This is a genomic window from Mycolicibacterium sp. CBM1 (assembly GCF_054073305.1).
The window spans coordinates 80574-101469 of record NZ_JBSXPP010000006.1 but is presented as its reverse complement, the minus strand read 5'-3'; the positions used below and the strand labels follow the sequence as shown (position 1 = coordinate 101469).

Sequence of the window (20896 nt, the reverse complement as noted above, 5' to 3'; positions counted from 1 at the left end):
CGCGCTTCGCTGCGCCCCTCACTCGAAAGTACGCCCCAACCGGACCGGTAGGGTAGCTGTCCATGTCTGGTCTGAGCGGTTCCCGGCCGGCCGTCAGACCCCTCGCCTCCCGCGTGCTCGGCGTGGCCATCGTGGCCATCACCGGTATGCAACTGATGTCCACGCTCGACGGCACCATCGTGATCGTCGCGTTGCCGCGCATGCAGGCCGAACTGGGCCTGTCCGACGCCAGTAAGAGCTGGGTGATCACCGCCTACGTGCTGACCTTCGGTGGACTGCTGCTCCTCGGCGGCCGGGTCGGTGACGCGATCGGCCACAAGCGGGCCTTCCTCTCCGGCGTCGGGGTGTTCACCATCGCCTCGCTGGCCTGCGGGCTGGCCACCGAACAGTGGACGCTGATCGTGGCGCGCGCCGTGCAGGGCATGGGCGCCGCGGTGGCCGCGCCGACCGGACTGGCGCTTATCGCCACCACCTACGCCGTCGGTCGTGCCCGCACTCAGGCAATGGCGGTCTCGGCGGCGATGCAGGGCCTCGGATCGGTGCTCGGCCTGGTGCTCGGCGGCGCGCTGACCGTGGTGTCGTGGCGGCTGGCTTTCCTGGTGAATGTGCCGATCGGCTTGCTGATCATCGGCATCGGGCTGACCCGGCTGGAGGAAACCCGCCATGAACGGCTCAAGCTCGACGTCACCGGCGCGCTGCTGGCGACGCTGGCGTGCAGCGCCGCCGTTCTGGTGTTCACCCAGGGCCCGCCCCGCGGCTGGATCGACCCATGGGTGATCGGCGCCGGTGTGGCCGCCGCGACGTTCTTCGTGGCGTTCCTGTTCGTCGAGCGCAGCGCCGACAACCCGCTGGTGCCGTTCTCGGTGTTCGACAGCCGCAGCAGGGTGGCCTCGTTCGTCGCCTACTTCCTCGCCGGCGGGGTGATGCTCACCTTGAGCGTGATGATGGGCCTGTTGGTGCAGGACGTGCTCGGCTATTCACCGCTGCGCGCCGGCGTGTGCTTCATGCCGTTCGCGGCGGCATTCGTGGCGGGCAACGTCGCGGCCACCCGGCTGGCGCTGAGGGTGGCGCCGCGCTGGGTCATCTTGGGCGGCGGTCTGCTGGTGCTGGCCGCGATGCTGTACGGATCGACGCTCAACCGTTCGATTCCGTACTTCCCCGACCTGTTCGTCCCGATCACCGTCGGCGGCCTGGGCATCGGCATCATCTCGGTGATCCTGCCGCTGTGCACGCTGGCCAACGTGGGTCCGCGGGAGATCGGCCCGGTGTCCTCCATCACCCTGATGGTGTTCAACCTGGGCGGCCCGCTGGTGCTTGTGGTGATCCAAGCGGTGCAGACCTCGCGCACCCTCTACCTCGGCGGGACGACGGGACCGGTCAAATACATGACCGGTGCCCAGCTCGACGCACTGGGCTACGGCTACACATATTCGCTGCTGTGGGTGGCCGGCATCGCAGTGCTGGTCGGCGTGGCTGCCCTGGGCATCGGCTTCTCCACCCGCGACATCGCCGCCGCACAACACACCCGCGAAGCCGTCGAGGCCGGTGAGCTGTAGGCCCTCAGCGGCGCGGGCTCAGCGGCGGGCCCGAACCAGCCGATAGCCGCCGTACAGGGCTGCTGCGACAAGGAAATTCACGAAGTAGGCCAAGTCAGCGCCGTGCAGTGCGCTCGCCACCGGTCCGACGATCAGATTGGTGTGCATGAACGGTATCGCCGCGGCGAAGGCCACCACGAAGGTCACCAGCGCCACCACTGCGTCGCAGTGCGCCGTCGGCTCCTGCGCCGGGTTGACCACGTCGCGTCCGGCACTGCGGTATCGCCAGTCGATGGCGACGATCGCGACGAACGCCGGGATCCAGTAGCTGACGAACAACAGCACGCCCTGGAATCGGGACGCCAGGTCACCGGAGTGCAGCCAGGTGATCAACGCGAACGCGATGATCACCACCACGACCGCCGACACCGGGCGGCGCACCCGCACCCCGACCGTCTGCAGCGCCAGCGAACCGCTGTAGTCGTTCATCGCGTTCGAGGCCACTGAACCCAGCGCGATCACCAGCAGCGCCACCGCGCCCAGCGCGCCACCGCCCATGATCTGGCGCACGCCGGCCGCGGTCTGGTCGGTCAGCGTGCCTGCCGCGGCCACCCCGATGGACTGCACCGCGATGTAGGCCATCGCCAGCCCGGCGAAGGTGTAGCCGAATACCGCCGGGCGTGAGGTGCCCACCGGCAGGTAGCGGCTGTAGTCGGAGGCGTAGCTGGCCCACGAGATCGCCAGGCTCAGCGCGATCGTGACCTCCAGCACGAACGCTCCGGCCAGATCCGCTCCGGCCAGCGTGGGGGCGGAAACCACCTCGTGCCCGCCGATCAGCTTCCACGCGAACACCGCGAACGTGGCGATGAGCACCACCGTCATCACCGCCTGCATGCGGTGGATAACCTCGTACCCGAACACGCCGACGACCCCTTGGGCAGCCAGCACGACCACCACCGCCAGCCAGAACGGGATGCCCAACAACTCGGTCAGCGCCTCTCCGCCGAACAATCCGACCAGGCCGTCCCAGGCGATCGACGACAGCCACTGGATCACCGCCACGACGGCCACCGTGCCGCCGAATGCCATGCGCGCGTTGGGCAATTGGGCGGTGCCGGTGCGCGGACCCCAGGTGGACAGGTAGGCGACGGCCAGCGAACCGGCCACCGTTCCGATCACCATCGCCAGCAGTCCGAGCCAGAACCCGAGCCCCAGGATCACCGCCAGCGTGCCGGTGAACACCACCGTCATGTTGACCTGCGGGGCGAACCACACCGTGAAGAGCCGGCGCGCGGTTCCGTACCGGTTGTCCGCCGGGATCGGCGCGATGCCGTGCGTCTCCACCGCCATGTCCCCGGACCGCGAGGGCATCCGACCGGCGTATGTTTTGTCCGCCAATGACGATCCGGTGGGCGATGATTCAGCTGTCACCCGCTCACCCTAGTCGCCGGTGATCGCACAACTGCGCCAGAGGAAGATGGGCCCAATGGTCAACAAACACGTCGCCCCCGAAGAGCCCGAGACCTGGCAGGACCGGTTCCGCGACGCCGTCGCGCCGCGCACCCTGGCGCTCGGGGTCGGCGTGCTGCTGCTGCAGCTGGGTTTCATCCTGTCCTACCTCGGGGCCTTTCATTCGCCCACGCCGCACCACGTCCCGGTCGCGGTGGTGGCGCCCGCCCAGGTCGTCGGACAGATCGTCGACAAGCTCAACGGGCTGCCCGGTGAGCCGGTGACGGCCACGGCCGCGACCGACGAGAACGCCGCACGCCAGGCGCTGCGCGCCGACGAGATCTCAGGGGTCTACCTGTTCAACCCGACCGGCACCGAGGACCGGCTGTTGGTCGCCTCGGGCGGGGGCACCGCGGTGTCGGGTGCGCTCGAGCAGGTCTTCACTAAGGTCGGCGCCGCCCAGCAGCGGACCGTGGCCGTCGACGATGTCGTCCCGCTGTTGCCGGGTGACGCCCGCGGCCTGTCCGGGTTCTATCTGGTCGTGGGCTGGGTCGTCGGTGGGTATCTGTTCGCGTCCATGCTCGGCATCGCGAAAGGGTCTCGGCCGGCGACGTTTCCGCGGACGATGTGGCGCCTGGGTGCGACGGTGCCTTATGCGCTGGCGTCCGGTTTCGGCGGTGCACTGGTGGCCGAGCCCCTGCTGCACGCCATGAACGGGCACTTCTGGCCGATCGCCGGCATCGGGACCTTGGTGACGCTCTCGGCGGCGACCGTCACCATCGCGTTGCAGATCCTGTTCGGGGTCATCGGCATCGGCCTGACCGTCATCATCTTCGTCATCCTGGGCAACCCGTCGGCCGGCGGCGCCTACCAGCCTTCGGTGCTCCCGCCGTTCTGGCGGGCGATCAGCAGTTACCTGCCCAACGGAGCGGGCACCGATGCCATCCGCCGGATCGTCTACTTCGACGGCCACGCCATCACCCACTCCATCGTGGTGCTGGTGTGCTGGATCGTCGGCGGCGTCGCCGTGAGTCTGCTGGGGGCTGCCGCCTTCCACCGCGGCAAGCTGCCCACCGCGTCATGACCGATGACGAGCGCGCTCTGCCAAGCCGCGGGGAGATTTCGGCCGCCGTCGGACGGGCCGGGTGGCGGCTGGTACTCGGTGCGCTCTACGCCGACGTGGCGGTGGCCTCGCTGGTGCAGGCCGCCGAGGTGGCGGTGCTGGCGACGGAGTCGGTCGGCGGCGAAGGCGACGGTCACCTGGGTGTCGATCTGCGGGCCGACCGGGTGGTCTTGCGATTGCAGTCTGCGGCGGCCGGCGCGGTGACGGCCGCCGACATCCGCCTGGCCGGCACGCTCGCGGCGGCGCTGACCGCGACCGGGCGGCAGCTGCGGCCGAGCACCGTGCAGGCCGTCGAGATCGCCATCGACGCGCTCGACATCGCCGCGGTCCGGCCGTTCTGGAAAGCGGTGACCGGTTACGTCGACGAGACGGGACCTTCCGACCTCAGCGACGGGCTGATCGACCCGCAGGGGCGCGGCCCGGCGATCTGGTTCCAACAGATGGACGCGCCCCGGCCGCAGCGCAACCGCATCCACATCGACGTCGACGTCGCCCACGACGCAGCCACCGTCCGGATCGACGCGGCCCTCGCGGCCGGCGGGCGGCTGCTGTCGGATTCGGCCGCGCCGGCCTTCTGGGTGCTGGCCGACCCGGAGGGCAATGAGGTCTGCATCTGCACCTGGCAGGGCCGCGACTAACGGCACGGGGCCGACGGCTCTTCGCGCAAGCGCTCATCGCTAGGCCCGACGGCTCTTCGCGCAAGCGCTCATCGCTAGGCTGGCCCACTGTGATCACCCGAATGTCCGAGCTGTTCTTGCGCACTCTGCGTGACGACCCGGCCGACGCCGAAGTCCCCAGCCACAAACTTCTGATCCGGGCCGGCTACGTCCGGCCGGTGGCGCCCGGGCTGTACACCTGGCTGCCGCTGGGCCTGCGGGTGCTGCGCAAGATCGAGAAGATCGTGCGCGAGGAGATGGTCGCCATCGGCGGGCAGGAGATCCTGTTCCCGGCGCTGCTTCCCAAGGCGCCGTATGAGGCCACCAACCGGTGGACGGAGTACGGCGACGGGGTGTTCCGCCTCAAGGACCGCCGGGACAACGACTACATGCTCGGCCCAACCCACGAGGAGTTCTTCACCCTGACGGTGAAGGGGGAGTACAGCTCCTACAAGGACTTCCCGGTGCTGCTGTTCCAGATCCAGACCAAGTACCGCGACGAGGCCCGCCCGCGGGCGGGCATCCTGCGCGGCCGCGAGTTCATCATGAAGGACTCGTACTCGTTCGACGTCGCCGACGACGGGCTCGAGACCGCCTACCACGCGCACCGCGAGGCCTACCAGAACATGTTCCGCCGCATGGCGATTCGCTACGTCATCGTCTCGGCGATGTCGGGTGCGATGGGCGGTTCCGCCTCCGAGGAATTCCTGGCCGAGAGCGAGGTGGGCGAGGACACCTTCGTGCGTTGCCTGCAGTCCGGGTACGCGGCCAACGTCGAGGCCGTGGTCACCGCCGTACCCCAGTCGCTGCCGATCGAGGGTCTTCCCGAGCCGACCGTTTACGACACCGGCGATACCCCCACGATTGCCAGCCTGGTGCAGTGGGCCAACTCCGCCGGGCTGGGCCGCGAGATCACTGCCGCCGACACCCTCAAGAACGTGCTGCTCAAAGTGCGCAGCCCCGGCGGCGAGTGGGAACTGCTGGCGATCGGGGTGCCCGGGGACCGGGAGGTGGACGACAAACGCCTGGGCGCGGTCCTCGACCCGGCCGAGTACGCCATGCTCGACGACGCCGACTTCGCCCGGTACCCGTTCCTGAAGAAGGGGTATATCGGACCGAAAGCCTTGCTGGCCAACGGTGTTCGCTACCTCGTCGACCCGCGGGTGGTCGACGGTACATCGTGGATCACCGGGGCCGACGAAACCGGTAAGCATGTCGTCGGTCTGGTGGCCGGGCGCGATTTCGTCGCCGACGGCACCATCGAAGCGGCCGAGGTGCGCGACGGCGATCTGTCGCCCGACGGCGCGGGCCCGCTGGTGTCGGCCCGCGGCATCGAGATCGGTCACATCTTCCAGCTCGGCCGCAAGTACACCGACGCGTTCAGTGCCGACGTGCTCGGCGAGGACGGCAAGCCGGTGCGGTTGACCATGGGGTCCTATGGGGTCGGGGTGTCGCGGCTGGTGGCCGTGATCGCCGAGCAGCATCACGACGGGCTCGGCCTGCGCTGGCCGTCGTCGGTGTCGCCGTTCGACGTGCACGTGGTGATCGCCAACAAGGACGCACAGGCCCGCGCCGGTGCTGAGGAGCTGGCCCGCGATCTGGACCGACTCGGCATCGAGGTGCTGCTTGACGACCGCACCGCCTCGCCGGGCGTGAAATTCAAGGACGCCGAGCTGATCGGGGTGCCGTGGATCGTGGTGGTCGGACGGGGCTGGGCCGACGGCGTGGTGGAGCTGCGTAACCGGTTCGGTCACGACACCCGCGAGCTCGGCGTCGAGTCGGCCGTCGCCGAAGTGGCGGCGGCGATCGCGAGCTAGTTACTCGCTGCCGCCGGGGAACGCCACGGTCACCGGCACCACCTGCAGGATCCGCTTCCAACGTGCGGCCAGGGTCGCCGCCTCGGTCAAGGCGGTCACGCCGAACGCCCGGTCCTGCTCGGTGGTGGCCTGTTCGATCACCGCACGCCAGGCCACCGCGCAGTCGTTCTCCATCCGCACCGCGAGCGTCGCGGCAGTGGTGGGATCGTCCACCGCCAAGGGCAACTGGTAGCCCGCGGCGGGCAGCGGCGCCTTCATCGACCGGCCGGACAGCATCGCGATGGCCGCCTCGCGCCGTTCCCGGTGCTGGGCCATGGCCTCGGACACCAGGTCGTTCTCGTCGGGTGAGCTGTGCGCGGAGACGATGCCGTAGCCGTAGATCGCGGCGTGCTCGGCGCCGACGGCGTCGAAGAGCGCTGCCGCAGCGGTGTCGGAAGGCCGGTTGGGGTCGGGCGTGGTCGTCGGGGCCGACGGCGAAGTCGGTGAGGTCGGTGAGGTCACTGTGCGCCCCGGCGGGACGGCAGCGCCACGGTGTAGGCGGTGGCACAGGACGCGGCGATCGACCCCACAAGACCGGCCCGATAGCCGGACAGGGTGGGTGCCAAATTGGTGGCACTGTCCGCCGAACTGCGCAGGGCGGCGACCACATCGTCGATCGTCGGTGGTGGTGGCGACGCGGCGGAGGTGGTGGTCGGCGTCGTGGTCTGCGTCGACGCGACGGGTTTGCCTGCCGCCCGGGCGATCTCCTCGACCAACGCGGTGGCGTGTCGGCCCCGTTCGGCGGCAACCTCGGTCAACACCGGCGCCAGCGTGGGCGGGGCAACCTTGGCTGCCGCGGCGGCAAGTTCGCTGTCGTGGCGGGCAAGCTCCACTTGCTGCTCCAGGGGGTCGGGTTCGGGCGGGGCGTCCGAGCCGCACGCGGTGCTCGCCGCGCCGACCAGGGCGAGCGCCACCAGCCCGCGGGCGCCGTCGAGCAGAACCCGGCGACGGGTGATGCCTGGGAAAGAGCTGGGATCTGGGCTCAGCACGCCAACATCCTGCCATTGCGGCCTTCGGCGCTGGCGTATCGTTGATGCCTGGCTCCCCGGAGCCCTGCATCCCACGCAGCTGATCAGCACAACTCAAGATGAGGAGCTCGCCTTGGCTGGCCGTTCTACGGGGCTACCAACCCAGAAGCAGGTGATCGAGCTGCTCGATGGTGAGTTCATGCGTGCCGGATACGAGATCGAAGACGTCACCATCGACGGCCGCACCAACCCGCCGCGCATCGTCGTGATCGCCGATGGCGACGTCCCCCTGGACCTGGAGACTGTCGCCGAGCTGGCCCGCTCCGCCTCAGCTCTCCTGGATGCCCTCGACACCGGCGAGACGGCCTATGTTCTCGAGGTCACCTCGCCTGGCGTCGATCGTCCGCTTACCGCCGAGAAGCACTTCCGAAGGGCGCGCGGCCGCAAGGTCGACATCGAACGCGTCGACGGTGTCAGCGTCACCGGTCGCCTGGGCGAGGTCTCCGAGGGCGCGGTGGACCTGGTGGTCCGCGACCGCTCCAGCTGGTCCGTCCAGCGCATACCGCTTGCCGATATCACTAAAGCGGTTGTCCAAGTTGAATTTTCACCACCCAATCCGCGAGAACTGGAACTGGCGGGGCTTGCCGGAACGGAGGCCGGATCATGAACATCGACATGGGTGCGCTGCATGCGATCGAGGTCGATCGCGGTATCTCGGTCGAGGAACTACTCGACACCATCAAGTCGGCGCTGCTGACCGCCTATCGGCACACCGAAGGCCACCAGCCCGACGCGCGCATCGAGATCGACCGCAAGAGCGGTGCGGTGCAGGTGATCGCCCGTGAGACCGATGAGGACGGCAACGTCATCAGCGAATGGGACGACACCCCCGAAGGTTTCGGCCGGGTGGCGGCAACGACGGCTCGCCAGGTCATGCTCCAGCGGTTCCGCGACGCCGAGAACGAGCGCAGCTACGGCGAGTTCTCCGCCCGCGAGGGCGACATCGTCGCCGGGGTCATCCAACGGGACGCTCGGGCCAACGCCCGCGGCCTGGTGGTCGTGCGGGTGGGCAGCGAGACCAAGGGTGCCGAGGGCGTCATTCCCGCCGCCGAGCAAGTCCCGGGCGAGAGCTACGAGCACGGCGACAGGGTGCGCTGCTACGTCGTCGGCGTTAGCCGTGGCGCCCGGGAACCGCTGATCACACTGTCGCGCACCCACCCCAACCTGGTCCGCAAACTGTTCTCGTTGGAGGTGCCTGAGATCGCCGACGGCTCGGTGGAGATCGTCGCGGTGGCTCGCGAGGCGGGCCACCGGTCCAAGATTGCGGTGAAGTCGCGGGTGCCCGGCCTCAACGCCAAGGGCGCCTGCATCGGCCCGATGGGCCAGCGGGTGCGCAACGTGATGAGCGAGCTGTCGGGGGAGAAGATCGACATTATCGACTTCGACGACGACCCCGCCCGGTTCGTCGCCCACGCCCTGTCCCCGGCCAAGGTGATCTCGGTCAGCGTCATCGACGCCGCCACCCGCGCGGCCCGAGTCGTGGTGCCCGACTTCCAGCTGTCGCTAGCCATCGGCAAGGAGGGCCAGAACGCCCGCCTGGCCGCCCGCCTCACCGGCTGGCGCATTGACATCCGCAGTGACGCGGCCGAGCCGGACGGTGGTCCTCCCGTTACACCACACGGCGCAGGCCAGCAGCACTAGCCTCAGAAACGGCGATCTCGTGGGGGGAACGTCGCACCGAAGAGGGGGAAACCGGTGTTCGAACGCGATGTGCTGGTGATCGGAGCCGGGCCGACGGGCCTGTCTGTTGCGGACGCCTGTACGAAGGCCGGCGCTTCAGTGGCCGTCGTGGAACGTTCCGCACACGTCGGTGGCCTCGCCCGGGCGGCGAACGTTGCCGGAAACGAGATTGATCTGGGCGGGCACCGGCTGATCGCGGCGACCCCCGACCAGCGTCGCGAGTGGACCGAACTCTCCGATCGGCTCGGTGGTGTGCCGCTATGTGAGATCAGCCGTCGCAGCGGCATCCTGCGTGACGGCTATGTCGTCGGTTATCCGTTCGACTGGCGCCAATTCCGCGACTCATTGCCGTGGCGGGTGCGGGCTCGCGGTGCCGCCTCGCTGATCGTCCGCAAGATGACCGCCCCCGCCCGCGCCGAACAGACGCTCGACCAGTGGGTTAAGGACCGGTACGGCACCTACCTGGCGGAGAAGTTCATGGCGCCGCACGCCCGAAAGGTCTTCGGGATCGAACCGAGCAAGATCCCGGCCACGTGGGCCGCGCAGCGCATCCTCACTCCGCGCATGGCCGCCGTGCTGGCCACTGCGCTGCCCCGGCTGAGCTCCGCGCGGTTCTCGGGTGCGGCCGCCGACCGGTTCCTCTATCCGCTCGGCGGGGTCGGCGTGCTGTGGTCGCGCCTGGCCGAGTCGTTGGGCGCTCGGGTGCAGTGGCTGTTCGACTCCCGCGTCACCGCCATCACCCGGCCGGGCGACGGCCGGTTTGCGGTGACCGTCTCCGCCCCCGGCGGCGATGTCGCCGTCTCGTGCCGACGGGTCATCTCGACCGGACGGCCCGACGATCTGGCCGCCAGCGTCGGCCTCGCCGATCTCGCCGCCGACATCGACCGCTCGGCCGGACGCCGGGATCTGGTCGTCGGGGTGGTGCGCGTGCACGACTGCCCGCAACGCTGGCGGGGATACCAGTGGCTCTACACCCACGACCGCGGCGTCCGTGCGCTGCGGTTCAACCATTACGGCGAGTGGAAGACCCTGCAGTGCCCGCCTGGAGTCCTCGGCCTCGAGTACGCGGTGCCGGCGGGCGAGCCGTTCGACGTGCGGGAGACAGCGTCGGACGACATGGCGCGGTTGGTCCGGGGCGGTTCCTTCGAGTTCCTCGGATCGGAGTGTGCGCCCGACGCCTACGCGAACTTCGACGCGTCCCAGCATCTGCTCGACGACCTCGACGCGGCGTTGCGCAGCTTCGGTGCCGGCATCATCAGCACGGGACGTCAGGGCGCTGGCATCTACATCAACCTGGATCAGGCGATGCGCTTGGGAAACCGAGTCGCCGCATTGCCTGCCGAAGCGGCCGGGGTAGTCGGGCGCGACGAATACTCCAAGTATCAGGAGCGGATGCACTGAGCTTCGGTGCGCCGGTGACGCAGGGCCCAAGGGTGGTTCTGAGCGGTGCCGCGATGACGGTAGACTGTGCCGTGATCCAGCGCGAGACTCCGAAAGCCGAGGAAGCGCATCGACGTGCCGAAGGACCGGTGCGGACGTGCATCGGGTGCCGGAAGCGAGAGTTGGCCGTCGATCTCCTCCGTGTGGTGGCTGCGTCGAGCGGGAACGGTCAATGCGCCGTTACCGTTGATCGAGCAGGTAACCTCCCGGGGCGGGGCGCTTGGTTGCACCCCGATGACCGGTGCCTCCAGGCAGCGATTCGGCGGCGAGCTTTTGCTCGAGCGCTGCGTATCGCCGGTTCACCGGACCCCACCGCGGTGGTCGAGTACCTCTCGTCCACCCCGGCCCATGAAGAACAGGTAGCGAAGAACATGAGCACACCGTGAAGTCCCGACGATGACCATGCGTCGTAGCTAAACCCGAGGCGCGGCCTACCACCGCTGTTGCCTCTTGAGTAGGAGATTGCAGTGGCAGCACCCGGCAAGGCCCGCGTACACGAGTTGGCGAAGGAACTCGGTGTCACGAGTAAGGAAGTTCTCGCCCGCCTGAGCGAACAGGGCGAGTTCGTTAAATCAGCGTCGTCGACGGTGGAAGCCCCCGTCGCTCGTCGGCTGCGTGAAGCATTCGGCGGCGGAAAGTCCGCCGACAAGCCCGCGGCCCGGCCGGCACCCTCGAAGCCCTCAGGCAACGGCGCGGTCCCCAAACCGGCACCCATGCCCGGCGCGGTCGCGACCACACCGCCGCAAGCCCCGGCCCCCAAGCCCGCAGCCCCGGCGCCCGCGGCACCGCCGCCGGCCCCACCTGCCCCGGCAGCCCCCGTGGCACCGCCGGCAGCGGCAGCGCCTGCGGTCCCCGCTCCGGCCCAGCCCGCCGCGCCGACACCCGGGCCCCGTCCCGGACCTGCCGCGCCGAAGCCCGGTCTGCCGCGCCCGCCACGGGTCGGCAACAACCCCTTCTCCTCGGCCCAGCCGGTCGAGCGCCCGATCCCGCGTCCGCAACAGGCTCCCCGGCCCGGCCCCGGTGCCGGTGGTCCGCGTCCCGGCGCGCCTCGTCCCGGTGGCGCAACACCCGGCAACATGCCGCCGCGTCCGCCGGGTGCCCGTCCCGGCGCTCCCGGTCGTCCTGGTGCTCCGCGTCCCGGCGGCGGACCCCGGCCCGGTCCCGGCGGCGGTGGCCGTCCCGGTGGTGGTGGCGGCGGTAACTACCGCACCGGCGGTCCCGGTGGTGGCGGCGGCGCCGGCGGTGCCGGTGGCGCCGCTGCGGGAGGTTTCCGCGGTCGTCCCGGTGGCGGTGGCGGCGGTGGTGGTGGCCGTCCCGGTCAGCGCGGTGGCGCGGCCGGCGCGTTCGGCCGTCCCGGCGGTGCACCGCGCCGTGGCCGCAAGTCGAAGCGGGCGAAACGCGCCGAATACGAGAACATGCAGGCACCGGTCGTCGGTGGCGTTCGGTTGCCGCACGGCAACGGTGAAACCATCCGGCTGGCCCGTGGCGCGTCGCTGAGCGACTTTGCCGAGAAGATCGACGCCAACCCGGCGGCACTGGTCCAAGCCCTGTTCAACCTCGGCGAGATGGTGACCGCCACCCAGTCCGTGGGTGACGAGACCCTCGAGCTGCTGGGCAGTGAGATGAACTACGTCGTGCAGGTCGTCTCGCCCGAGGACGAGGACCGTGAGCTGCTGCAGTCCTTCGACCTGTCCTACGGAGAGGACGAGGGCGGTGAGGAGGACCTCGAGTTCCGTCCGCCGGTGGTCACCGTCATGGGTCACGTCGACCACGGCAAGACGAGACTGTTGGACACCATCCGGCAGGCCAGCGTCCGCGAGGGCGAGGCCGGCGGCATCACCCAGCACATCGGTGCCTACCAGGTGGCCGTCGAACATGACGGCAACGAGCGCCTGATCACCTTCATCGACACCCCGGGCCACGAGGCGTTCACCGCCATGCGTGCCCGTGGCGCGAAGGCCACCGACATCGCGATCCTGGTGGTCGCCGCCGACGACGGCGTCATGCCCCAGACGGTGGAGGCCATCAACCACGCCCAGGCGGCCGACGTGCCGATCGTGGTCGCGGTCAACAAGATCGACAAGGAAGGCGCCGACCCGGCCAAGATCCGGGCCCAGCTCACCGAGTACGGCCTGGTTGCTGAGGACTTCGGTGGCGACACCATGTTCGTCGACATCTCGGCCAAGAACGGCACCAATATCGGGGCGCTGGAAGAGGCGGTCCTGCTGACCGCCGACGCCGCGCTGGACCTGCGGGCCAACCCCGACATGGAGGCCCAGGGTGTGGCCATCGAGGCACACCTCGACCGCGGTCGCGGCCCGGTGGCCACCGTGCTCATCCAGCGCGGCACCCTGCGCGTCGGTGACTCGGTGGTGGCCGGCGACGCCTACGGACGTGTCCGCCGCATGGTCGACGAGCACGGCGAGGACGTCACCGAGGCGTACCCGTCGCGTCCGGTGCAGGTCATCGGCTTCACCTCGGTGCCAGGCGCCGGCGACAACTTCCTGGTCGTCGACGAGGACCGCATCGCCCGCCAGATCGCCGACCGGCGCAGCGCGCGCAAGCGCAACGCACTGGCCGCCCGTGCCCGCAAGCGCATCAGCCTGGAAGACCTGGATTCGGCGCTGAAGGAAACCAGCCAGCTGAACCTGATCCTCAAGGGCGACAACGCCGGTACGGTCGAGGCGCTCGAGGAGGCCCTGCTGGGCATCCAGATCGACGACGAAGTCGAGCTGCGCGTCATCGACCGCGGCGTCGGCGGTGTCACCGAGACCAACGTCAACCTGGCGTCGGCCTCGGATGCCATCATCATCGGCTTCAACGTCCGCGCCGAGGGCAAGGCCACCGAACTGGCCAACCGCGAAGGCGTGGAGATCCGCTACTACTCGGTGATCTACCAGGCGATCGACGAGATCGAGAAGGCCCTCAAGGGCATGCTCAAGCCGATCTACGAGGAGAAGGAACTCGGCCGCGCCGAGATCCGGGCGATCTTCCGGTCGTCGAAGGTCGGCAACATCGCCGGTTGCCTCGTGCAGTCGGGCATCATGCGGCGCAATGCCAAGGCCCGGCTGCTGCGCGACAACGTCGTCGTGGCGGAGAACCTCACGGTCTCCTCGCTCAAGCGGGAGAAGGACGACGCCACCGAGGTGCGCGAGGGTTACGAATGCGGTCTGACGCTGACGTACTCCGACATCAAGGAGGGCGACATCATCGAGACCTACGAGCTGGTCGAGAAAGAGCGGGTCTAGGGGAGATGGCTGACCCTGCTCGGGCGAAGCGACTCTCCAAGCGCATCGCCACGATCGTCGCCTCGGCGATTGAGTTCGAGATCAAGGATCCGCCGCTGGCGTTCGTGACGGTCACCGACACCAAGGTCACCGGTGACCTTCACGACGCCACCGTGTACTACACGGTGCGCGGCAACACCCTCGACGAGGAGCCGGACTATGCCGGCGCCGCCGCGGCGCTCGAACGCGCCAAGGGCACGTTGCGCAGCAAGGTCGGCGCCGGTACCGGCGTGCGGTTCACCCCGACGCTGTCGTTCGTTCTGGACAAGGTGCCCGACACCGCGCAGAAGATGGAGGAACTGCTGGCCCGGGCCCGCGCGGCCGACGCCGATGTGGCGCGGATTCGGGCCGGGGCGACTCCTGCGGGAGACGCGCAGCCCTACCGTGTGGTAGGAGAAGAGGGGGCCGTTGGGCAGGAGCCCGACGACCCCGGCATGGGCAGCGCAGCGCAGTACACACAGGACACCGGTGACCGCGATCGACTCGACGACTGAGATCACCCGCCTCAGCAGGCGGGTGGACGTGCACGGCGCCGTTGCGGTGCTGGGCGCGGCCGGTTCGGTGAGCGTGATCTGCCATGTCCATCCCGACGCCGACAGCGTCGGCGCGGGTCTGGCGCTGGCGCTGATCCTGGAGCGGGCCGGCGTCGATGTGCAGGTCAGCTTCGCCACTCCGTCGACGCTGCCGGAGTCGCTGCGTATGTTGCCCGGAGGTCACCTGCTGGTGGCGCCGCAGGCCATGCGCCGCGACGCCGACCTGGTGGTGACGGTCGATGCCCCGAGTCTCAACCGGCTCGGTGGCCTGGCGGTGCTGGCCGAGGCGGGCCGAGAAGTCCTCGTCATCGACCACCACAAGTCGAACACGCTGTTCGGGACCGCCAATCTCGTTGATCCGAAAGCGGATTCGACGACGATGGTGGTCGCCGAACTGCTCGACGCCTGGTCCAAGCCGATCGACCGGGACGTGGCCGTGTGCCTGTACGCCGGCCTGACCATCGACACCGGGTCGTTCCGGTGGGCGTCGCCGCGGGCGTTGCGGCTGGCGGCGCGTCTGGTGGAACTCGGTGTGGACAACGCCGCGATCAGCCGCGAGTTGTTCGACACCCATCCGTTCGTGTGGCTGCCGCTGCTGTCCCGGGTGCTCTCGAGCGCCCAGCTGGTGCGTAACGCGGCCGGTGGGCGCGGGCTGGTCTACGCGGTGGTTGCCCACGAGGACTGGATGGAGAGCCGTTCCGAAGAGGTCGAAAGCATCGTCGACATCGTGCGCACCACCCTCGAGGCCGAGGTCGCCGCGGTCTTCAAGGAGATCGAGCCGCTGCACTGGTCGGTGTCGATGCGGGCCAAGAGTCTGGACCTGGCCACGGTCGCCAGCGGCTTCGGCGGCGGTGGGCACACGCTGGCCGCCGGCTACTCCACGGCCGGACCGATCGACGACGTGGTGGCTGAACTGACCGCTGCTCTTGGCTGAGGGCGCCGACGGCGCCGTCACCGGTAGGCGGATCGCGGCGCTGGCGTTTCCCGCGCTCGGCGTGCTGGCCGCCGAACCGGTCTATCTGCTTTTCGACATCGCCGTCGTCGGCCGCCTCGGTGCGCTGAGCCTGGCGGGGCTGGCGATCGGCGGCCTGATCCTGTCGGTGGTCAGCTCCCAACTGACGTTTCTGTCCTACGGCACCACGGCGCGCTCGGCGCGGTTCTACGGCGCCGGGGACCGTCCGTCGGCGGTCGGTGAGGGCGTGCAGGCCACCTGGCTGGCGGTTGGCATGGGAGCGATGATCGTCGCCGGCGTCGAACTCGCCGCGGTCCCGCTGGTCTCGGCGATCGCGGGAAGCAAATCCGGTGGCGCCGACATCGCCGGCGCCGCGATGCCGTGGGTGCGCATCGCGATCCTGGGGGTTCCGGCCATCCTGATCTCGGCGGCGGGCAACGGCTGGATGCGCGGCGTCCAGGACACCGTGCGGCCCCTGCGCTACGTGTTGGTGGGCTTCGGCTTCTCGGCGGTGCTGTGCCCGCTACTGGTCTACGGCTGGCTTGGTCTGCCGCGTCTGGAGCTGGCCGGCTCGGCGATTGCCAACCTGGTCGGCCAATGGTTGGCCGCCATGTTGTTCTGCCGAGCCCTGCTCGTGGCGAAGGTGCCATTGCGCCCCGACACCGCGGTGTTGCGCGCGCAAGTCGTGATGGGCCGCGATCTGGTTCTGCGCACCCTGGCCTTCCAGGCCTGTTTCGTCTCGGCCGCGGCGGTCGCCGCCCGGTTCGGTGCCGCCGCGGTGGCCGCTCACCAGGTTGTGCTGCAGCTGTGGAATTTCCTTGCGCTGGTGCTCGATTCGCTGGCGATCGCCGCGCAGTCACTGGTCGGTGCGGCGCTCGGTGCCGGGCAGACCGGCCACGCCAAGTCGGTGGCGTGGCGGGTGACGGTGTTCTCCCTGATTGCCTCCGGGGTGCTGGCTTTCGTATTCGCCGTCGGGGCTTCGGTCCTGCCGTCGTTGTTCACCGACGATCGCTCGGTGCTGGACGCCATCGGGGTGCCGTGGTGGTTCATGGTGGCCCAGTTGCCGGTGGCCGGGATCGTCTTCGCCCTCGACGGTGTGCTGCTCGGAGCCGGCGATGCCGCGTTCATGCGGACCGCGACCCTGGTCAGTGCTGTGGTCGGATTCCTGCCGTTGATCTGGCTGTCGTTGGTGTTCGGCTGGGGACTGCTCGGCATCTGGTCGGGATTGAGCACGTTCATGCTCTTGCGGTTGGTGTTCGTCGGTTGGCGCGCGTCCTCCGGACGGTGGCTGGTGTTGGGGACCCGCTGAGCAAGCGGTCGAGCGTGTGGCGAAAGGCAGACCCGGGCCAACAACCGGCTGCTCCGCGGCCGTCGGAACGTCATGCAGCATCGTCGATAAGGCCCAGGCAGCTGCCGGGGCGAGAGTAGACGCCCGGCCGCGAGGCATCGACATTGGTGTTAATTTTGCCTGACTTCCACGCATGTGACGGGATTGTGCGCTATTACTGTTCTTTGCTGGGGTGTCGATCGGCTACGGGGGGCCATGATGTCGAATGCTTTTGGGTTTCGGGTCGGTTCGGCCGCGTTTGCGATGGGATTGGGGCTCGCAGTCGCGGGCGTCCCTGCCGTGGCGGCAGCTGACCCCAGTGGCGCCGACACGGGCTCGGCGTCATCGCCGTCCACCGGTACCGCCGATTCGGCGAAGGCCCACCGCTCCGTCGGCGCGTCGCGCCGGGCAGCGCCGACGCGAGCCGGTGCGGCGTCGAGTACTCCGAAGAAATCCGCCACCACGTCGAGCACCCGGTCGGTCGCGGGTCACCCAACTTCGTCCGGCGCGGCCGACAGCTCGGACAGCGACATCCCGAAGAAACTACCCGCCGCGGTATCTAGCAGTGCTGAATCGCGTGCGCCAGAGTCCGATTCGACATCGACACCGGTCGTGGAGACGTCGGCCGAGATCGTCGCCGCCGCGGCAGTCCCGCAAGCCGTTTCGGCGCCGGCCCGGCATGCCGCGGCAGTGGCGCTGCGCCCGGCGAGCGTCGTGTCGGGCTTCCTGTCCATTCTCGGACTGGCGCCGTCGGGAACCGGCACCGGCCTCCCGCCCGCGCCGGCCCAGCTGCTCACCGGGGCGTTGGCCCTCGTGCGCCGGGAGATCGAGGCCCTCGTCACCCGGATCTCGGGGCTGCTGCCCGGTCGGCAGACCCAGAGCGCGTCGGCCGGCACCACCGCGGCCACCGGAACCACGACGACCATCACCTGGGCGTGGGGCACCAATCCGGTGCTGGCCTTCAACCCCGCCACCGACAAGCTCGACTTCGGCTGGATGCAGGCCAGTCAGTTCACCGTGACCGAGAAGTCGGGGTCGGTGCAGATCGGGATCGTCGACAACAACCACACCTACACGCTGCAAGGAGTCACCCTCGGTCAGTTGCAGATCAGCAACATCGTCGCCAAGGACGCCGGCACCGTCGCCAAGTGGCAATCGCTGATCAGCGGTGCCCAGACCGCACTGCCCAGCGTCTCGGTCGCCGACACCAGCGTCACCGAAGGCAACAGCGGCTCCACCGGCGCGGCGTTCACCGTGACACTGTCCAAGGCGTCGACCAAGGCCGTGACGGTCGGCTACACGACCTCCAGCGGCACCGCGACCGCCGGTCAGGATTTCGTCGCAAGTTCGGGCACAGTCACTTTCGCTCCCGGTGTGGTCTCGCAGGTGATCACCGTCGGCGTGCTCGGCGACACGACGTACGAGTCCGCCGAGACGTTCACCGTGACCCTGTCGAACCCGTCGGGCGTCAGCCTCGGCCGCGCCACCGCGACCGGGACGATCGCCAACGACGACGCCGCACCCGTGCAACCGCCCACGGTGTCGATCGCCGACGCCTCGCTGGCGGAGGGTAACAGCGGGACCTCCGCCATGGCGTTCACGGTGACGCTGTCCAAGGCGTCGACGAGCACCGTCACCCTGAGCTACACGACCTCGAATGGCACCGCGACCGCGGGCCAGGACTACGTCGCCGGTTCCGGCACAGTGACTTTCGCTCCCGGTGTGGTCTCCCAGGTGGTCAACGTCGGCGTGCTCGGCGACACCACCGTGGAGAGCGCCGAAACCTTCACCGTCACCCTGTCGAACCCGACCGGGGCCACCATTGCCGACGGCTCGGCGATCGGTACCATCACCAACGACGACACCGCGTCCACCCCGGGCGGCACCGCGCAGTGGGGCACGAGCTTCTTTGCGGCCTACGTCGACATGGGCGCGTGGCCGGTGCCGAATCTGCTCCAGCTGTCTCAGGCCACGGGGGCGTCGCTATTCACTCTCGGCTTCATGCAGGCCGACCAGAACGGCAAGCTCGCTTGGGCGGGATTGGCTGCGCTGGAACCCGATTCGACCACCGACCAGGCCAAAGCGATCAACGCCTCGATCGCGGCGTTGAAGGCCGCCGGCGGCGACGTGATGATCTCGTTCGGCGGAGCGTCCGGGACCAGCATCGCGCAGGCTTATGCGGCCAAGGGACTCAGCGCCCAGGCACTGGCCGACGCCTACTCGTCGGTCGTCACCACCTACGGAGTCACCCACATCGATTTCGACATCGAAGGCGCCGCTGTGGCCGACGCCGCCTCGATCGCGCTGAATAGCCAAGCGCTTAAACTGTTCCAGCAGGCCCACCCCGAGGTGCAGATCTGGTACACGCTGCCGGTGCTGCCGAGCGGGCTGACCGCCGACGGCGTCAACGTGGTCGATTCGGCACTCAAGGCGGGCGTCAAGCTCGCCGGTGTCAATGTGATGGCGATGGATTATGGCGAGTCCGCGGCACCGACCACCGGATCCAGCGCCAAGACCATGGGTGCCTATGCGATCCAGTCCGCCGAGTCGACCTATGCCCAGATGACGTCGCTATACACCAAGTACGGCCAGACGTTCAGCTGGAGCCAGGTCGGTGTCACGCCGATGATCGGCGTCAATGACATCGTCAGCGAGGTGTTCACGCTGTCCGACGCCCAGGCGCTGGAGGACTTCGCCCGCGCCAAGGGGCTGGGCATGCTCTCGATGTGGTCGATCAACCGTGACAACCCCGGCGCGTTGGGCCAGGCCACGCCGTACCTGTCGGGACTGAGTGACCCCGCGGGCAGCTTCGCCAAGCTGTTCAGCGACTACGGCACGATCAACGTCGTCAACTACGGCACGGGCACGGGCACCGGCACGGGCAGCACCGGCACGGGCAGTACCGGAACCGGCGGCACCACGGTGACCGGTGGCACCACGACCACCATCACCTGGGGTTGGGGCACCAACCCGGTGCTCACGTTCAATCCGGCCGCGGACAAGCTGGACTTCGTCTGGATGCAGGCGACCGAGTTCGACGTCACCGAGAAGTCCGGATCTGTCCAGATCTCCATCGTCGGCAACAATCACACCTACACCTTGCAGGGGGTGAGCCTGCAGCAGCTGCAGATGGGCAACATCGTCGCCAAGGACGCCGGCACCCTGGCGAAGTGGCAGAGCATCCTCGACGCCGCGAAAGCAGTGTGACGCAGGCTAATTCGCCTGGCTAATTCATGCGGTTAATTCACCTGTGCGCGACCACGTTCGATGACTGACGCGCGGCTCGCCGCGATGTCGTCACCGGTCGTCTGGGCCATCCACTTGCGTGCCGAGGACGCCTCGATCCACAGACCCGATCCGGTCTGGTCCTCGTCGATGCGGTGATAGGAGGCCAACAGCGCGCGCACGGCGTGCTGATTGTTGCCGACGATCGAGGTGGCCACGGCGCGGGCGGCGGCCAGCAGCTGCTCGTGCGGGACCACCTCGGTGACCAGCCCGGCGCGCAGGGCGTCGTCGGCCGACAGGTAGTCACCGGTCAGGCTCATCCTGCGGGCCAGGCCCACGCCGACTTTCTGCGGCAACCGCACACTGAGACCCCAAGTGGGCAGCAACCCGACCCGGGCGTGGGTGTCGGCGAAGCGGGCCCGATCCGAGGCGATCAGGATGTCGCAGTACAGCGCCAGTTCCAGTCCGCCGGTCACCGCCGCACCGTTGATCGCGCCGATCACCGGCTTGGTCATCGGCGGCCACTTGGGCGAGATGTCGGGCAGCTCGGTGCTGTCACCGAGTTCCTTGAGGTCCAGCCCCGCGCAGAACACCGGATCGGCACCAGTGACGATGACCACGTCGACACCGGCATCGGCGTCGGCGTCACGCAGTGCGGCGAAGAGCCTGGTGCGCAATGCCGACGACAGGGCGTTGCGGGAACTCGGCCGGTTCAGCGTCACCGTGCGGATTCGGTCGGTGGTCTCGATGAGCAAAATGTCGTCGCTGGTCATAGCGACACCGTATCGGCAGCCCCAGAGCGGGG

17 protein-coding genes are annotated in these 20896 nt (G+C 69.0%); 13 read left to right on the top strand and 4 right to left on the bottom strand.

The genetic code is table 11. The features are described 5' to 3' along the window. Positions 1–62 precede the first annotated feature (62 nt). Positions 63–1556, top strand: a complete 1494-nt coding sequence (locus ACXDF8_RS10365; protein WP_457223160.1) for an MFS transporter — start codon at positions 63–65, stop codon at positions 1554–1556. 18 nt (positions 1557–1574) lie between these two features. Here the strand turns inward: ACXDF8_RS10365 and ACXDF8_RS10360 are convergent, their stop codons facing one another. Further along, entirely contained in the window at positions 1575–2906 is a 1332-nt protein-coding gene (locus ACXDF8_RS10360; RefSeq protein ID WP_457223365.1) for a purine-cytosine permease family protein, read from the bottom strand. 115 nt (positions 2907–3021) lie between these two features. Between ACXDF8_RS10360 and ACXDF8_RS10355 the strand changes: the two genes are divergently transcribed. The 3 genes from ACXDF8_RS10355 to ACXDF8_RS10345 all read left to right on the top strand — a co-directional run bounded on the left by ACXDF8_RS10355 (position 3022) and on the right by ACXDF8_RS10345 (position 6580). Beyond that, positions 3022–4068 carry an ABC-2 transporter permease gene (locus ACXDF8_RS10355; protein WP_457223159.1) on the top strand — a complete coding sequence of 349 codons (1047 nt, stop codon included), beginning with the start codon at positions 3022–3024 and terminating at the stop codon, positions 4066–4068. Continuing rightward, positions 4065–4745, top strand: coding sequence for a VOC family protein (locus tag ACXDF8_RS10350; RefSeq protein WP_457223158.1), 681 nt, complete (start codon positions 4065–4067; stop codon positions 4743–4745). Before ACXDF8_RS10355 ends, ACXDF8_RS10350 begins: the two co-directional genes overlap by 4 nt. A gap of 89 nt (positions 4746–4834) precedes the next feature. Continuing rightward, positions 4835–6580 (top strand): proline--tRNA ligase, encoded by a 1746-nt coding sequence (locus tag ACXDF8_RS10345; protein WP_457223157.1) that lies wholly within the window; start codon positions 4835–4837, stop codon positions 6578–6580. Here the strand turns inward: ACXDF8_RS10345 and ACXDF8_RS10340 are convergent, their stop codons facing one another. Next, entirely contained in the window at positions 6581–7081 is a 501-nt protein-coding gene (locus tag ACXDF8_RS10340; protein WP_457223156.1) for a ferritin-like domain-containing protein, read from the bottom strand. Then, the gene (locus tag ACXDF8_RS10335) at positions 7078–7608 is read right to left on the bottom strand and encodes a hypothetical protein (protein WP_457223155.1); all 531 of its coding nucleotides are present in this window, start codon (positions 7606–7608) and stop codon (positions 7078–7080) included. Before ACXDF8_RS10335 ends, ACXDF8_RS10340 begins: the two co-directional genes overlap by 4 nt. Before the next feature lie 112 nt (positions 7609–7720). On the opposite strand from ACXDF8_RS10335, the gene rimP reads away from it, so the two are divergent. From rimP to ACXDF8_RS10290, 9 genes are all read left to right on the top strand, one after another. Continuing rightward, a complete protein-coding gene (gene rimP / locus ACXDF8_RS10330) occupies positions 7721–8254 on the top strand; it encodes a ribosome maturation factor RimP (protein WP_457223364.1) in 534 nt (177 codons plus the stop codon). Beyond that, complete coding sequence (gene nusA, locus ACXDF8_RS10325) at positions 8251–9288, top strand: transcription termination factor NusA (protein WP_457223154.1); 1038 nt, start codon at positions 8251–8253, stop codon at positions 9286–9288. The genes rimP and nusA overlap by 4 nt, the downstream gene beginning before the upstream one ends. A gap of 54 nt (positions 9289–9342) precedes the next feature. Then, a complete protein-coding gene (locus ACXDF8_RS10320) occupies positions 9343–10728 on the top strand; it encodes an FAD-dependent oxidoreductase (protein ID WP_457223153.1) in 1386 nt (461 codons plus the stop codon). 53 nt (positions 10729–10781) lie between these two features. Next, positions 10782–11153: a YlxR family protein gene (locus tag ACXDF8_RS10315; RefSeq protein ID WP_457223363.1), complete on the top strand. Its 372-nt coding sequence runs from the start codon at positions 10782–10784 to the stop codon at positions 11151–11153. 81 nt (positions 11154–11234) lie between these two features. After that, positions 11235–14015, top strand: a complete 2781-nt coding sequence (gene infB / locus ACXDF8_RS10310) for a translation initiation factor IF-2 (RefSeq protein WP_457223152.1) — start codon at positions 11235–11237, stop codon at positions 14013–14015. A 5-nt stretch (positions 14016–14020) separates the two neighbouring features. Next, positions 14021–14548 (top strand): 30S ribosome-binding factor RbfA, encoded by a 528-nt coding sequence (gene rbfA / locus ACXDF8_RS10305; RefSeq protein WP_457223151.1) that lies wholly within the window; start codon positions 14021–14023, stop codon positions 14546–14548. Beyond that, positions 14523–15521 carry a DHH family phosphoesterase gene (locus ACXDF8_RS10300; protein ID WP_457223150.1) on the top strand — a complete coding sequence of 333 codons (999 nt, stop codon included), beginning with the start codon at positions 14523–14525 and terminating at the stop codon, positions 15519–15521. Before rbfA ends, ACXDF8_RS10300 begins: the two co-directional genes overlap by 26 nt. After that, positions 15514–16848 (top strand): MATE family efflux transporter, encoded by a 1335-nt coding sequence (locus ACXDF8_RS10295; RefSeq protein WP_457223149.1) that lies wholly within the window; start codon positions 15514–15516, stop codon positions 16846–16848. Before ACXDF8_RS10300 ends, ACXDF8_RS10295 begins: the two co-directional genes overlap by 8 nt. A 630-nt stretch (positions 16849–17478) precedes the next feature. Then, positions 17479–20073, top strand: coding sequence for a chitinase (locus ACXDF8_RS10290; RefSeq protein ID WP_457223148.1), 2595 nt, complete (start codon positions 17479–17481; stop codon positions 20071–20073). A gap of 32 nt (positions 20074–20105) precedes the next feature. Here ACXDF8_RS10290 and ACXDF8_RS10285 read toward each other — a convergent pair whose 3' ends face one another. Continuing rightward, on the bottom strand, positions 20106–20864 hold the full coding sequence (locus ACXDF8_RS10285; protein ID WP_457223147.1) for an enoyl-CoA hydratase: 759 nt from the start codon (positions 20862–20864) through the stop codon (positions 20106–20108). Positions 20865–20896: the final 32 nt, after the last annotated feature.

What these genes read in the sequence shown, in the direction of transcription:
- ACXDF8_RS10365 (WP_457223160.1), top strand. Translation starts at nt 63, where the DNA reads ATGTCTGGTCTGAGCGGTTCCCGGCCGGCCGTCAGACCCCTCGCCTCC.
- rbfA (WP_457223151.1), top strand. Translation starts at nt 14,021, where the DNA reads ATGGCTGACCCTGCTCGGGCGAAGCGACTCTCCAAGCGCATCGCCACG.
- ACXDF8_RS10355 (WP_457223159.1), top strand. Translation starts at nt 3,022, where the DNA reads ATGGTCAACAAACACGTCGCCCCCGAAGAGCCCGAGACCTGGCAGGAC.
- nusA (WP_457223154.1), top strand. Translation starts at nt 8,251, where the DNA reads ATGAACATCGACATGGGTGCGCTGCATGCGATCGAGGTCGATCGCGGT.
- ACXDF8_RS10285 (WP_457223147.1), bottom strand. Translation starts at nt 20,864, where the DNA reads ATGACCAGCGACGACATTTTGCTCATCGAGACCACCGACCGAATCCGC.
- ACXDF8_RS10350 (WP_457223158.1), top strand. Translation starts at nt 4,065, where the DNA reads ATGACCGATGACGAGCGCGCTCTGCCAAGCCGCGGGGAGATTTCGGCC.
- ACXDF8_RS10315 (WP_457223363.1), top strand. Translation starts at nt 10,782, where the DNA reads ATGACGGTAGACTGTGCCGTGATCCAGCGCGAGACTCCGAAAGCCGAG.
- ACXDF8_RS10360 (WP_457223365.1), bottom strand. Translation starts at nt 2,906, where the DNA reads ATGCCCTCGCGGTCCGGGGACATGGCGGTGGAGACGCACGGCATCGCG.